Consider the following 14,787-nt stretch of genomic DNA (forward strand, 5'->3'; position numbering starts at 1 on the left):
GTTGGATTGCCCCTGTGACTTCGCAGAGCCCCGGGCAGATCACGATCCCCGATGTACGAGGACATGACGGCGACAAAGCTCGGAGGATTCTGGAAAAGCTTGGTCTCACCGACGTACGGATGTGCTCGACAAATCCCGCGTATGCCGTAGTCATGTTGGAGTCGTGCTGGATAGCAGTGAGCATTGATCCACCGCCGGGAACTGTGGTCGCCGCGAATGACCCCGTAGTGGTCAAGGTGTACAAGGACTAGGCGAGCGCCGGTTTGGGCTGACCGGGTGAGCTGGCGGCCCTGGCAACGCGCGATCACCCGGGGCCTGGGGGCCCTCGATCGGGAACTCCTCGAGGCGGTCGCCGAGACTCCCACGCCGCTGCTGGACACCCTGATGCCGCCGTTGAGCCGAGCGGCCGACCATTCCAAGCTGTGGTTTGCCATCGCCGCGGCGCTGATCGCGTCGGGAAAGAACTCGGCGCAGCGCGGCGCAATACGCGGCGTCGTGACGCTTGGAGTCACCAGCCTGTTCACCAATCAGGTGGCCAAGCGCATCAGTCAACGCCCGCGTCCGCTGTATGACTCGGTGCCCCTGATACGACGTGCCCGGCGGCTTCCCACGTCCAACTCGCTGCCGTCCGGACACTCTGCGAGCGCGGCCGCCTAGAGCAATGCCTTCAGCGTCGCACGTGCGCCGACGCGGTGCAGCGAGTCCAGCGCCCACAGGTACGGCTCGGCGAAGCGCGGCCGGTCGACGAGATCGCCGAAGACCGAACGATTCTCCAGAAATGCTGTCGGGTCGTGTAGCGGAGCGTAGCGCGGGACGGGAATCTTGAGGGCTTGCAGGTTCTGGGAGTTGAGCTTCATTGCGTTGCCACCTCGACCGGAAGAAGCTTACCCAGTGACCCGGTAGACGTCGATTTCTTCGGGCAGGCCCTTAAGTCGGTGTGGGCCAAGGCTTTCGAACGTCAGACCCGACCCTGCGGCGAGGTCGCGTACCGTGCGGCTGGCCAGCACCTCACCGGCGCCCGCCAATGCGCCGATCCGAGCGCCGGTATGCACCGCCATCCCGCTCCACTCGTCGCCACGACGCTCGCATTCACCGGTGTGGATGCCCGCACGTATGCGAATTCCGCGCAACGCGAGCGAGGGCATCAACGCCAGCGCGCAGCGGATTGCCCTTGTGGGGCCCTCGAAGAGGGCGAAAACACCATCGCCCGTGTGCTTCGCGCGGATTCCCCCATATTGCGCAAGCACGTGGTCGACGACGTTGTCGTGGATGTCGAGTTGGCGGCGCCAGCGCGCATCGCCGGCGCTGCAGAGTTGTTCCGTCGAGCTCACGATATCGGTGAACATGACCGTCTTGAGAACGCGCTCGTCTGTCGGCGGTCCGATCCTCTCGAAAACCAGATCCAGAACGATCGATACGGACTCGCTCACGATGTCGAACGAGCTGTGCGGTCCCGCCGGCAGCGCCTGGAACCGGGCGTTGGGAATACCAGCCGCCAGGGCGGCAGTGGCTTCGAACGGCACAAACTGATCCCCTGGCCGCGCGAAGACAAAGGTGGGCGCGTGAACTTGGGGAACTATGTCGCGGACATCGATCTCCATGAGGGCCTGCCACCACAGCCGCGCTAGGTGTGGGCTTGCGATCGACCGTTGCAGCTTGCCGAAAAGCTCTCGCACGCCCGGTAAATCCGCGGTGGGACCGTGGAAGAGCTCCACGAGCGCCCCGTCGCCCCAGTGATCGTCGATGTCGTCGAGCTGCGCGGCAATTTCTGCGGTCGCAAAGCCCCACGGGAATTCCGGCAGTTGTTGCGAGAACCGTGCGGCGGTTGCGTACAGTACCAACTTGTCCACTCGGTCAGGATTGTTCGCCGCGAACAGAACGCTGACCGATCCCCCTTCACCGGTGCCAAGAAGGATCGGGCGGTCCGCCTTGGCCGCATCGCATACCGCCCGCAGATCATCGACCCGCTCGGTCAACGAAGGCGCCTGCGATACCGGGTCGGAGAGTCCCGCGCCTCGCTTGTCATAAACGACAAACCGTGTTTCTCGTGCAAACTGTTCGATCAGAGGTCCGTATGGACTCGCTGGGTCGTCGTAGGTGTCCACGTTGCCCACCACCCAGCCGGGCACCCACACGACCACCGGACCCGACTCGCCGAACACTCGATACGCCAGGTGTATGTCGCCATTGCGCGCGTAGCGCACCCGCCCATCAGTCACGTCAACATCGTGGCATCACCGCGGTCAGCGGGTCGGCAGATTTAGCGCATCGCACTCCCGGAAGTCATAGGTACTACCTAGCTGCGACCTAAGCCAATACAGGCTTGCGGAACTAGTTTTCGTGTGGGCGGTGCGACGCTTTCCGCCGGACCGCGGCCAGATAGCAAGAACAATGGAGTAGCGGTGGACATCGTAGTCGGGCTGTCGATGACACCAGCGGCGATCCGCATGGTGCTGGTTGAGGGGGAAAACGCCGACGGCGTCACCGTCGAAGAAGACGAGATCGAGGTTGCGGCCTCCGCCCCAGTAACCGATCAGGTGCTCGCCGCCATCCTGGGTAGCCGGGAGGGCGCGGACGAGGCCGGTCACCAGGTCACCTCAATAGGGGTGATCTCGACGGACCAGCTCGAGGCTGCCGCGCTGTGCGACGCGTTGGCCGCTCGCAAGGTCGACAACGTGACGCTGATCTCGGCGTTCCTCGCCGCTGCGGCACTGGCCCAGGCGGTCGGGCGCGCGATCGGTTATGAGCGCATCGCGATGCTTTTCGTCGAGCCCGAGAGCGCGACCTTGGCTGTCGTCGAGGCGGCCGACGGAGCCATCGCCGGCATCCATAGAGAACCGCTGCACAGCGTCGACGCCATGACGGAGCTGACCGCGTTGGTTGCGGAGGCGGAGGAACTCGAAGCGCGCCCGGACGGCCTGTTCGTCATCGGCGCCGGAGTTGATATCGCCTCCATGAAGCCACAATTGGAGACTGCGACATCGCTTGCGGTGAGTGCGCCGGCGCACCCGGAGACTGCGCTGGCCCGGGGTGCGGCACTGGCGTCTGCCCATGCATCACTATTGGCTTCGTCCACCGATACCCTTGTCTACGAGCATGATTCGGACACCGATGTTCACACCGTTGCTGCCGATGCAGTGCGAGGCGAGGGGGACTTCGCCTACAGCGCTGCGCCGGATGAGGACGCCGACGCCCGCACCGCGGTGATGGGCGCGGCTGAAGAAGCCGATCTGAACGAGAGCCTGCGCCAGCGCAGACCGGTCTTGCTGTTGGGCAGTGTGGCCGCGGTGGCCCTTATCACCGGGGTTGTGGCGCTGGAGGTTTCGCTGGCTCTCGGTATCCGTCAAACGACCGTCGCAGTGCAACCGGTGCCTGGCCAAAATATGATCGGCAGCCTGCAGCAGCTTCTGCCGGCGCCGGCCCTGGCGTCCACTCCGCAACCGAGGTTGATTGACCAGCAGGTCCCAGTGGCAAAGTTGCCTGCATTGAATGCTTTCGCTCCCGGTCCACCGGTGGTGTCTCCGGTGCCGGCGGATGCACCCGGGACGGTGCCGGTTCTTCTCGCTCCGCCCGCGCCGAGGCCGGAGCCCGGCGTACGGCTCAGCATTCCAACTCCCAACTATCCGATACTCCTGCCGCTGCCAATTGCTCCACCGCGCGAGTCTTCTGCTCCTGTACCAAACGTTGTGGTGCCACCACTCCCAGTGCCCCTGCCGGCGTTGCCACTGCCGTCCTCGATGCCGGTGTCGCAGCCTCCGACGACGGTTCCGGTGTCGCAGCCGCCGACGACGGTGCCGGTGTCGCAGCCGCCGACGACGGTGCCGGTGTCGCAGCCGCCTACCACGGTGCCGGTGTCGCAGCCGCCTACCACGGTGCCGGTGTCACGCCCACCTTCGCATGTTCCGGTGGCACCGCCACCGGTGTACGTCCCGGAACCTCAAGCGCCGGTTAACGTTCCGGCTGTAGAGGCTCCAACTGGTCCAGGCCTGCCGGCTCTGGAGGTCCCCCCGGTTATTGGTCAGCCGGCCCCGGAGGGTCCGCCGGCGGTTAGCTCGCCGGTTCCGGACCTGCCGTCGGTCGTCCCGCAACTGCCGCACTCATTCACGCCGCCGGTGCAAGAGCAGTCACCCACTTTCGGCGGAGGCGGCGCTTCCGTCGGTGGCAGCGGAGGCGGCCCAGTCGTCGCCGGAGGCAGCCCTGCCGGAGGCGCGGCTGGCTCCGTCGGTGGTGGAGGAGGCGGCTCCCTCGGTGGCGGTGGGGGTGGCTCCCTCGGTGGCGGACACAGTTCCAGTGGCGGGAGTGGCTCCCTCGGTGGCGGACACAGTTCCAGTGGCGGCAGCTCCGGCGGTCACAGCTCCGGCGGCGGCGGGCACAAGTAGCCCGGTAATACGTTGGCGGGACTGCAGTAATCGTCCGTGCCAGGATGGCCACAATTCGGTGCGGACCAGCGCATTTCATAGATATCCACCTTTATTCAGGTCCGGCTCGAGACACTTGCCCTTATCGACAGGTGGCCATGTCCTTATCAGCAGGTGGCAGGAGCGGTCACCGGTTATGGGGCGGCACATGTTTGTCAGTGTGGTGCCACAAGCGGTGACGGCAGCAGCATCGGACTTGGCGAGAATCAGCTCGTCGATCAGCGCGGCAAATGCTGCCGCGGCAATTCCGACTGTCGGCATACAGGTCACCGCGGCTGACGAGGTATCGGCGGCCATCGCTACGCTTTTCGGCGGCTACGCCCAGGACTATGAGGTGCTCAGCTCCCTGGTCGCCGCGCGGCAAGACCAGTTCGTGGCGGTGTTAAGCGCAGCTGCGGATAGCTATCTGGGAACCGAAGTGGCCAACGCCGAGCAGACCGTGCTCAACGCCGTCAACGCCGGCAGCCGCGCGTTGACGGGACGCGTGCTGGTCGGCAACGGTGCCGATGCCACTACCCCGGGCGGCTCCGGCGGGGCCGGTGGGTGGTTGTCCGGCAACGGCGGAAACGGCGCCGCGGGTGCGGCTGGTCAGGCCGGCGGTGCCGGTGGGGCGGCGGGGCTATTCGGCAACGGGGGGACTGGCGGCGCAGGCGGATCGGGCGCCGCGGGCGGCATGGGCGGCAGCGGTGGCTGGCTCTACGGCAACGGCGGCGCCGGCGGAGCCGGTGGAGCAACCGCAGTTGCCGGTGGTGCCGGCGGAGATGGCGGCGCGGGTGGGAACGCGGGCCTAATCGGCGCCGGCGGGGCTGGTGGGATCGGCGGTACCGGCGGCGCCGGTGCCAACGGTAGCGCGGGCGTGAATCCAGGCGATTCCGGTAGCGCGGGCGCGACCGGCGGCACCGGCGGGGCTGGCGGAGCCGGTGGCCCAGGGGGCTCGGGCGGCGCTGGTTCGATTGATGGCGATAAGGGCGCCGTCGGGAACACAGGTGAGCACGGCACGGGCGGCGCCGACGGAACGCAGGGCACCGGCGGCACTACGATGCCGCTTCCGCCGGAGGGTCAAAACAACGGTCCGCAACCGGTCCCGAGCGAGTACCTAGACCCGGTTTTGAATGCTTCGCGCGACCTCGAACGGCTCGAGCAATACGTGGCAACTTTGCCGCCCGGGTAACCTAGCCGCTCGCTGTCTGAGCCGGCGCGGGATGGGCGGCGCCAGCAGCAAAGAAGCCGCGCAGCGCCCCGGCCATCCGGGCCCGGATGGGCGCCCCGGAGACGACCACGTCGACCATCGTCACCGACAGGTGCGTGTGGCCGCGGGCCCGCACGTGCTCGGTCGGAACCTCCGCTGCGGCAAGCGCTTCGGCGTATGCGACGCCCTCGTCGCGCAGCGGGTCGAAGTCTGCAGTGACGACGATCGCCGGTGGCAGGCCCGACAGGTCCGGTGCGCGCAGCGGCGCGATCCTCGGGTCGCCCCGCACGTCGGGATCGGCATAGTGGTCGAAGAACCATCGCATCAGCGGGGCGGTAAGACCGAAGCCGTCGGCGTTCTCAATGTAGGAGCCGCGCGTGTGATCGGAATCAGTCACAGGAGTGAGCAGCGCCTGGCCGACGATCCTCGGCCCGGCTGTGTCCCTGGCGATTTGGCAGATGACGGCGGCGATGCCGGCGCCGGCGCTCCACCCGCATACCACCAGCTGTCCGGGGATGCCACCGAGTTCGTCGGCGTGCTCGGCGATCCACTGCACTGCCGCCCAGCCGTCGTCGACCGCGGCGGGGAACCGGTGCTCGGGGGCGTGCCGGTAGTTCACCGACACAATCAGCGTGTCGCTGCGGACGCAGAAGTCGCGGCACAACGGATCATTCGAGATGTGGTCGCCCAGAACCCAACCGCCGCCGTGGAAGTAGACGACGAGAGGGTGCGGACCCTGGCTCGCCGGTCGATAGAGGCGGTAGGCCAGGATTCCCGCCGCGCCGGGCAGGGTTCCGTCGACGATTTCGCCGACGTCCGGGCCCGGCGGTCGCGCGAGGTTGAGCTCGTTCATGAAGGCACGCGCTTGATCGGGTGCCATCGATTCCAGCGGAGGCAGATTCAGCGCTGCGATCTGCTCGAGGACCATCTGGACGTCGGGTTGCAGGCGGCGCACCACGCCGTCTTCGCATTGTGAACCTTTAGGACCGGACAACCTGAACCCCAAGTAGTCGCGGGCCACCACCTCTTCACACGCCGCCCGGTAGAAGTCGACCCCGGCGGTGTAGGCCATGAATACGCGGGGTTTATCCGGTATGTTGGCGCCGACGTACCACGAGTTCGCTTGTGGGAAAAGTGTTATCGATGCGGCGTCGTCCACGTGCTGCATCCAGCCGGCCTCGGCAAGCTCGGTGGGTTCGATCTGGTCGAAGCCGTGCGTGCGCAGATACGTCAGGGCGCCGGCGACGAAGTCGACGTGCTGCTCGATCGACACCGTCATGTTCGACAGCACCGAGGGGCTGTTGGGACCCGCGATGAGAAACAGATTGGGAAAACCCTCGGTGGTCAGGCCGAGGTAGGTGGACGGACCGTGTGACCACTTGTCCTTCAGCGCAAGTCCATCGCGGCCGACGATGTCAACCGCCGCAACCGCACCCGTGATTGCGTCGAAGCCGGTGGCGAACACGATCGCGTCGAGCTCGAAAGATTCTCCGGCCGTGTCGATTCCGGTCTCGGTAACGCCTACCAAAGGCTGGTTCTGCAGGTTCACCAGCCGTACCTGGGGCAGATTGAAGGTGGCGTAGTAATCGGTGTCTAGGCACAGCCGTTTTGCGCCGATCGGATAGCTTGTGGGGCAAAGCGCTTCCGCTATCTGTGGATCGTCCACGACACCGCGAATCTTGCCGCGGACAAAATCGGCAAAGTCCTTGTTGGCCAACGGATTACTCATCACGTCGGCGTAAAGGTTGAGCACCTCCAGGAGTTCGCCACGCTGCCAGGCGCGTTCGTATCGCTGCTGACGTTCGTCGGCAGACACCGAGAACGCCGGGGTGATCGAGCGTTCCAGTGGCACCCCGCCGAAGGAGTATCTGGCCGCCTCACGGTAGGCCCTCTCGTCGGCGAGTTGGGCGAGCTTTTCCGGCGAGATCGGCCCGTTGTGGGCCGGGATCGAAAAGCACGGCGTGCGTTGGAAAACCACCAACCGGGCTGCCTGCGCGGCGATGAGTGGGATCGATTGGATCCCCGACGACCCAGTGCCGACCACACCGACGCGTTTACCGGTGAAGTCGACGGGTTCGTGGGGCCAGCGGCTGGTGAAATACACGTCGCCGGTGAAGTTTTCGATGCCAGCGATGTCGAGGTGCTTGGGTATCGAGAGACAGCCCGTCGCCATCACGAGGTAGCGGCAGGCGATTTCGTCGCCGCGATCGGTGCGCACGCGGTACCCAGACGATCCGTCGTCCCAATGCGCATGCGTGACCCGGGTGTCGAACTGGATGTCGCGACGAAGGTCGTGCTTGTCGGCGACGTGGTTCAGGTACCGGAGGATCTCGGGCTGGGTGGCGTACTTCTCCGACCACTGCCAGTCCCGCGACCAATCCGGGTCGAAGCTGAACATGTAGTCGACGCTGGGGATGTCGACGCGTGCGCCGGGGTAGCGGTTCCAGTACCAGGTGCCGCCGATGTCGTCGCCCGCCTCGAATATGCGCATCGAATGATCCGCGAGGCGAAGACGGTATACGGCGTACAGACCCGCGAAGCCGGCGCCCACGACCACAACGTCCACATCGAGGCGGGTTGCGTCAGCCATCTGTCCATCATGGCTGGTGCGGGACGCCGGGTGTAGGTCAAACGACCGCGAGGACTGCAGCCGTTCGTGCGGCACGATATGACCCCGGTGCAAATCCGTTGCGAAATGAACTTGGGATCGGTAGCGGCCGGGCGTCGATACGGTTTGCCATCGGGTGATCCGCGGGCGGTCGCCGCATGGTTCGGAGGTCGGAATGTCTTTTGTAATCGCGGTGCCGGAGTATGTGACGGCGGCGGCGTCGGATTTGGCAAATATCGCATCGACGATCAACGCGGCCAACGCAGCGGCGGCGACCCAAACCTCCGCGGTGCGGGCCGCGGGCGCCGATGAGGTGTCGGCAGCGGTCGCGACAATGTTCAGCGCGCACGGCCAGGCCTATCAGTCGCTCAGTGCCCAGGCCGCGGTATTTCACCAGCACTTTGTCCAGCTTCTCAATGCGAGTGCGGGTTCGTACGCGAGTGCCGAGGCCACCAATGCCGGTCCTCTGCAGCAACTGCTCGACGCGATCAACGGACCCGTCGAGACGATTCTGGGGCGCCCGCTGATCGGCGACGGCGCCAACGGCGTCGACGGAACCGGCTCCAACGGCCAGAACGGCGGGTTGTTGTGGGGCAACGGTGGCAACGGCGGTTCCGGCGGACCCGGCCAGAATGGCGGCAGTGGCGGTAACGGCGGGTTCTTGTACGGCAACGGTGGCCGCGGCGGAGCCGGTGGGGATGCTTTTAACGGCTTCGTCGGCTTTGGCGGCAACGGCGGCAACGCGCTTGGTCTTTTCGGTAACGGAGGCGCCGGCGGAGTCGGTGGTAACGCAGGGCCCGGCGGCGTCGCCGGCGACGGCGGCTGGGGCGGCAGCGGCGGGTTCATTTTCGGCAACGGCGGCATCGGCGGGGCCGGCGGAACCGGCGGCGTTGCCGGCTGGGGCGGCGACGGCGGCTTCGGCCTGGGCCTGATCTACGGTGCCGGGGGTCCCGGCGGCGCCGGCGGCGCCACCAACAACCCCGTTGGGATCGCGGGGGTCGGCGGGACCGGCGGCAGCGGCGGCATCCTGTGCAACCTGATCGGCATCGGGGCCGACGGCGGCGCCGGCGGCGCCGCTCCAGGCATTGGCAACATCGGCGGCCAGGGCGGCACTGGTGGTATCGGCGCTGGCCAGCTCTTCGGCTTCGGTGGCCATGGCGGGGCCGGCGGAGCTTCCCTCTCCGCCGGGCACGGCGGGCCCGGCGGATACGGCGGCGATAGCTTCGCGTTCTTCGGCGTCGGCGGCGCCGGGGGCGACGGCGGGGCCGCCCAGACCGGCGGCGTGGGCGGGGTAGGTGGGCTCGGCGGCCTCGGCGGCATCCTCTTCGGCCTCGGCGGCCATGGCGGCAACGGCTACGGGGCGCCCGACCTGGCCAGCGGGGGCAATGGCGCCCAAGGCGGCTACGGAGGCATCCTCTTCGGCATCGGGGGCGCCGGCGGTAACGGCGGCATCGGTGCCACCCCAGGCCAGGGCGGCCCCGGCGGCTTCGGCGCGTACATCTTCTTCGGCCCCAACGGAGCTCCCGGGGTGACACCTGCGTGAATTCGGTTGGCGCGCTACGACGTCAGGCCACTCGTTGGTGTCGTGACCCGTTAGACATCGACGTCGTCGAGCAGGCCTTGAGGTGTTGAGGGCCAAGACTTTCGAACGTGGTGGTGCCGTTCGGGCGCAAAAGCCTCGGCGTCCAGGTCGCCCGCCGAAACCCCGTCGTCAGAACGCCGCTGAATACGCCAGATCGAGAACCCGTCGACTCGGGTCGTAGCGCCAGTGCGCCGGCGTGCTGTGAGCCTCGTTGGGCGGCGCCGTCGACTGGCTGGCGGCAATATCGGCCTCACTAACCTGGCCCGGTTTTGCTGGATAGCGGCGCGGGAGCGCCGCAGGTGGCAGGATGAATCGGCAGTCATCCCGGTGAGGTGGTGGTCATGGGTCAGCAGCGGTTGCAGCCCGGGCAGGTCTTCGCCGGTTACCGCATCGAGCGGCTTCTTGGTGTCGGTGGAATGGGCGCGGTTTACCTGGCTGGCCATCCGAACTTGCCCAAACTGGTCGCGCTGAAGTTGCTCACCCGTGCCATGACCGACGACGACAACGTGCGCGCCCGCTTCCTGCGTGAGGCCGACCATGTCGCCCGCCTCGACCACCCCAATATCGTCGCCGTCTACGACCGGGGTGACCAGGACGGGCAGTTGTGGATTGCGATGCAGTACATCAACGGTTCCGACGCCGCGGCTGCGGTGCGCGAGGGGCCGCTCCCCGCAGCGCGCGCCTTGCGGATCGTCGCCGAGACCGCCAAGGCACTCGACTTCGCGCACGCCGCCGACATGCTGCACCGCGACGTCAAACCCGCCAACATTCTGCTCGCCCAACCCACCAAAGCAGAGCCCGAACGGGTTCTGCTGGCCGATTTCGGCATCGCCAAAACCCTCGACGAGGCTACCCGGATCACTGCGACCGGCATGTTCACCGGCAGCCTGCAATACGCCTCCCCCGAACAACTCGACCCCTCGATCACCCTCGATGCTCGCGCCGACCAGTACTCCCTCGGCTGCACCTTGTACCACCTGCTCACCGGATTACTGCCCTACCCCGGCCGCACCCCCGAACAGTGGATGCACGGACACCTGAATCTGCCCGTCCCATTGGTCAGCCAGACCCCTGCCGCGCAGCAGGCCGGCATACCGGCAGGCATGGATGCGGTCATCCAACGCGCCCTGGCCAAAAACCGCGACCACCGCTATCCCAACTGCGTGGCACTGGCCGCCGCCGCACAACACGCCCTGGACTCCACGGCGGCGGAGCCGACCCTCGCGGTACCTGCCGACACCGTCCGCGCCGGTTCGCCCCGAGAGGCAGCCACCCAGCCGGGCACGCAGGTCCCACCCGCACACCCGGACATGCCGCGGCAACGGGACGCCGGCACTGCGGTGCCAGTGACCCGGTCGAAGCGGAAGTGGCTGATCGCAACGCTGGTGGTGTTGCTGCTCGTCGCCGCCGCGGGTGCCGGCGGGGTGCTCCTCCGCAACGTCTTGTCATCCAGGCCGGCCGGCGCGGAGCTGGTGCTCACTGCGGCCACCGACCCCGGGCCGAACCCGTTCATGCCGCCCGCGGCCACGCCGCCGCCGACCAATACCCAGCCCCCGCCCACGCTGCAACCACACGGCGGCGGCCCCACCGTGGCCACCCAGCCACTGCCCGGCGACCGCGACGGCCTCTACGGCGGCACCCTCAACAATGCCGAATGCGACCGTGACAAGATGATCGCCTTCCTGAGCAGCCACCCCGCTCAGGCCCGTGCTTTCGCGGAAGCACTCAACACCGACCCCACCCTGTTCTGGAGCGCCGGACATCCCCTGACCGCCACCGACATCCCCACCTACCTGCGCGAGCTCACCCCGGTTGTGCTGCGGCTGGACACCCGGGTCACCGATCACGGATTCGACGGATCCCACCCCACGCCCATGCAATCGGTCTTCCAATCGGGCACGGCCGTGTTCATCGACGCCCGCGGGGTTCCGCGCGCCCGGTGCTATTCCGGCAACCCCCTGACCGCGCCGGTAGCGCTGGCAAGCGAGCCGAAACCCATCGGCGCGCCCTGGCCCGGCTACCAACCCGGAGCCCTGGCCGCCGTCCAACCCAGCCCCGCGACCATCACCATCTTCGTCCTCGTGGATATCGTCACCGGGCAACCCTTCACCCGGCCCGCCGGCACCACCGGCGCCAACGACGCAGTGCGCACCCAACCCGTCCCACCACCCCAACCCGCACCCGACGCGCCTCCAGGACAAGGGCCTCCAGCGGCGATCGAGGGCACCTGGGTGTGGCACTACGTCAGCAGCACGTGCGGTATGGCGGCGGACTTCACTTTCCCCGTGACCCGTCAGGACAACGCGCTGACCTTGGGTCCATTTGCAGGATCTGGGGTCAGCTTCACGGGCACCCTGAACGCCGACGGATCATTCTCGACCAGCGGCAGCCAGGGCGGAAACTCGATACGTGGTGTCATCGCCACCGAGGGCGGCCGACTCGTCATGCGCGGGACAAATGAGGCCGAACCCACGAGGGAGAACCCCCGGGGCTGCCGCGTTACGTTCGAGGCCACCAAACAGTGAGCGATGCCCAGGATCGCTTCGCCGCCTGCAGTCCCAAAGCGCCGCGCCTCATCCGACGTGGGTGGTGGTGTGAACAGCACTTCGGCACATCCAATTGGAGCCGATGACGGGAATCGAACCCGCGTATTCAGCTTGGGAAGCTGATGTTCTGCCATTGAACTACATCGGCGCGGTTGCCTCAGAAGGCTAGCACCCAGCGGCGGTCATTCGAGCACGCCTAGGCAGTACAACGTCAGGAATCCGGAGAAGAACATCACCGCCATCCAGGGCCGCTCCGGCGTTTCGTGAGCTTCGACGAGAAGCTCCTCAACGACCAGCCACAACAGGGCCGCCGCCGCGAATGCAAGCACAAGACTGAGGACGGAATTTCCGGCTCCGTGGAGCAGCAGTGCACCCAGCACACCCCCGACCGCGATCATCAGGCTCACACCGCTCGTGGTCAGCGCGGCCCGGACCTTTGGTACTCCGGAGCCCGCCAGACGTAGGGCAACTGATACGCCCAGGAACAGCACCTCAACCGTCAGGGCGATGGTGATGATCACCGCGGTCCGACGCGACGCCGCGGCGCCCGTAGCGACGAGCAACCCGTCAATGAAGAGGTCGACCGAGACTACCGCGAGGAAGCCGACGGGCGGTGCGTCCTCGGCGCTTTCCTTATCGCCAGCGAATTGGCGCATCAGAACAAGTAGCGCGACGCCCACGCTAAAGCCGAGGATTATCAGTCCGAGGGGAGCCTTGGCGCGCAGTTCTGGCAGCACCTCGCCGGCTACGGCAGCCATGACGACGCCCGCGGCGAAGTGTTGTATGCCGCTGACGACCGCGGCCGAAGGCGTCCGAACGACGGCGGCCACAGCGCCGATGATGCTGGCCAGAACGGGGAAGGTGACCAGTGTGGTTACGGTCGTCAAAATGCTGATGGCAAACTCCGCCGTGCGGTGGAATATTTCTGATCGTGCCTGATCATTGTCGGGGTGATCGGCATCCGCAACGTTTTTCTGGGTTAGCTGGATAAACCCATCGCGCATCTATAAATGCGAATATTTATCCTTTCGTTATCTTTCGTTATCTCGTAGAGTGCTCGGCGTGGGCCGGCATGAATTGGTCAGGGATCGACGTAAGAGAAAGTCGGCAAAAGCTCTGGCTGCGCTCATTGCGCCAGCCGCCGCCGTATCTTTCGCGGTGGCCGGAGACGTCCATCGAGCCTCCGCTCGCGACGACGCCGAGCGAGTTGTCGGCGCGGCGCCCTGCTGCTTAGAACTCGTGGTATCGGCGCCGGTTTCGACGAACCTTCCACACGACGCCGTCGGGATCCATTTCAAGGCGGTCGAGATTGCTGCGGCATCGCGATACCGGGTTGACAACCGCGTCTTGCCCGTTGGCGTCGCACCAGAACAGGGTCTACAAGTCAGAACCATCTTGGTGGCTCGCAGCGTCAGTGCGACATTTCCTGAGATCCACGAAATCGGCGGCGTTCGCCCGGATGCGCTGCGATGGCATCCCAACGGTTTGGCGCTCGACGTAATGGTTCCCAACCCAGGCAGCGCCGAGGGCATCGCGCTGGGCAACGAGATCGTTGCGTACGCGCTGCAGAACGCGGCCCGATTCGGGATCCAAGACGTCATCTGGCGCGGCGTCTACTACACGCCCGACGGTCGGCAGGCCGGCGGTTACGGCCACTACGACCACATCCACATCACCACTACCGGGGGCGGATACCCCACGGGCAACGAAATCTACGTCCGCTGAGCTGGACGGCCAGCGTCCAGCAGCAGATACGCTCGTCGGGTGCTGCTCTCCGATCGCGACCTCAGAGCCGAAATCGCCGCCGGACGGTTGGGCGTCGATCCGTACGACGACACTCTGGTTCAGCCGTCCAGCATCGATGTCCGGCTCGACTGCATGTTCCGGGTCTTCAACAACACCCGCTACACCCATATCGACCCCGCGCAACAACAGGACGAGCTGACCAGCCTGGTGCAACCCCTCGACGGGGAACCGTTCGTGCTGCACCCGGGTGAGTTCGTCCTCGGCTCGACGCTGGAACTGTGCACGCTGCCCGACGACCTCGCGGGACGGCTAGAAGGCAAGTCCTCACTGGGCCGGCTGGGGCTGCTGACGCACTCGACCGCGGGATTCATCGATCCCGGCTTCAGCGGCCACATCACGCTCGAGTTATCCAACGTCGCGAACCTACCGATCACGCTGTGGCCCGGCATGAAAATCGGCCAGCTATGCATCTTGCGACTGACCACTCCGTCCGAACATCCCTACGGCAGTGCGCGAGCGGGGTCGAAATACCAGGGTCAGCGTGGTCCTACGCCGTCCCGTTCGTACCAGAACTTCATAAAGTCGACGTAGCTCGGCGCGGTCGCCTAGGGCCCAAATAATTGCCCTAGGCGATAATCGCGCAGGAAAATGATTGCATGTGTATACTGACGTGGTAGTCGCGCGCCGTTTTGCGTGCA

General features: G+C 66.3%; 11 protein-coding genes, 1 tRNA gene and 1 pseudogene. 8 read left to right on the forward strand and 5 right to left on the reverse strand.

Annotated features, from left to right (window positions below; translation table 11 throughout):
• Positions 1-14: 14 nt before the first annotated feature.
• Positions 15-251, forward strand: coding sequence for a PASTA domain-containing protein (locus tag AADZ78_RS02445; protein WP_169726200.1), 237 nt, complete (start codon positions 15-17; stop codon positions 249-251).
• Positions 252-276: 25 nt separating this feature from the next.
• A pseudogene (locus AADZ78_RS02450) lies at positions 277-654 on the forward strand (phosphoesterase); the annotation flags it as partial.
• Here the strand turns inward: AADZ78_RS02450 and AADZ78_RS02455 are convergent.
• Positions 654-857: a hypothetical protein gene (locus AADZ78_RS02455; RefSeq protein ID WP_085248476.1), complete on the reverse strand. Its 204-nt coding sequence runs from the start codon at positions 855-857 to the stop codon at positions 654-656. The pseudogene AADZ78_RS02450 and the gene AADZ78_RS02455 sit on opposite strands and share 1 nt — an antisense overlap.
• Before the next feature lie 27 nt (positions 858-884).
• The gene (locus AADZ78_RS02460) at positions 885-2,219 is read right to left on the reverse strand and encodes an adenylate/guanylate cyclase domain-containing protein (protein ID WP_085248474.1); all 1,335 of its coding nucleotides are present in this window, start codon (positions 2,217-2,219) and stop codon (positions 885-887) included.
• A gap of 183 nt (positions 2,220-2,402) precedes the next feature.
• Between AADZ78_RS02460 and AADZ78_RS02465 the strand changes: the two genes are divergently transcribed.
• Positions 2,403-4,379 carry a DUF7159 family protein gene (locus tag AADZ78_RS02465; RefSeq protein ID WP_139828471.1) on the forward strand — a complete coding sequence of 659 codons (1,977 nt, stop codon included), beginning with the start codon at positions 2,403-2,405 and terminating at the stop codon, positions 4,377-4,379.
• 187 nt (positions 4,380-4,566) lie between these two features.
• Positions 4,567-5,589, forward strand: coding sequence for a PE family protein (locus AADZ78_RS02470; protein WP_085248470.1), 1,023 nt, complete (start codon positions 4,567-4,569; stop codon positions 5,587-5,589).
• Between the two features lies 1 nt (position 5,590).
• Here the strand turns inward: AADZ78_RS02470 and AADZ78_RS02475 are convergent, their stop codons facing one another.
• Complete coding sequence (locus AADZ78_RS02475; RefSeq protein ID WP_085248511.1) at positions 5,591-8,197, reverse strand: flavin-containing monooxygenase; 2,607 nt, start codon at positions 8,195-8,197, stop codon at positions 5,591-5,593.
• Between the two features lie 193 nt (positions 8,198-8,390).
• On the opposite strand from AADZ78_RS02475, the gene AADZ78_RS02480 reads away from it, so the two are divergent.
• A complete protein-coding gene (locus tag AADZ78_RS02480; protein WP_085248509.1) occupies positions 8,391-9,758 on the forward strand; it encodes a PE family protein in 1,368 nt (455 codons plus the stop codon).
• A gap of 380 nt (positions 9,759-10,138) precedes the next feature.
• The gene (locus tag AADZ78_RS02485; RefSeq protein WP_085248507.1) at positions 10,139-12,322 is read left to right on the forward strand and encodes a serine/threonine-protein kinase; all 2,184 of its coding nucleotides are present in this window, start codon (positions 10,139-10,141) and stop codon (positions 12,320-12,322) included.
• Between the two features lie 95 nt (positions 12,323-12,417).
• Here AADZ78_RS02485 and AADZ78_RS02490 read toward each other — a convergent pair.
• Together AADZ78_RS02490 and AADZ78_RS02495 are read right to left on the reverse strand one after the other, a co-directional pair.
• Positions 12,418-12,491 (reverse strand) — tRNA-Gly (locus AADZ78_RS02490).
• 34 nt (positions 12,492-12,525) lie between these two features.
• Complete coding sequence (locus AADZ78_RS02495) at positions 12,526-13,239, reverse strand: ZIP family metal transporter (RefSeq protein WP_085248505.1); 714 nt, start codon at positions 13,237-13,239, stop codon at positions 12,526-12,528.
• A gap of 166 nt (positions 13,240-13,405) precedes the next feature.
• Between AADZ78_RS02495 and AADZ78_RS02500 the strand changes: the two genes are divergently transcribed.
• Entirely contained in the window at positions 13,406-14,068 is a 663-nt protein-coding gene (locus AADZ78_RS02500; RefSeq protein ID WP_085248503.1) for a hypothetical protein, read from the forward strand.
• Between the two features lie 39 nt (positions 14,069-14,107).
• The gene (gene dcd, locus AADZ78_RS02505) at positions 14,108-14,680 is read left to right on the forward strand and encodes a dCTP deaminase (protein WP_085248468.1); all 573 of its coding nucleotides are present in this window, start codon (positions 14,108-14,110) and stop codon (positions 14,678-14,680) included.
• Positions 14,681-14,787: the final 107 nt, after the last annotated feature.

The sequence above is a fragment of the Mycobacterium riyadhense genome (assembly GCF_963853645.1).
Taxonomy (GTDB): domain Bacteria; phylum Actinomycetota; class Actinomycetes; order Mycobacteriales; family Mycobacteriaceae; genus Mycobacterium; species Mycobacterium riyadhense.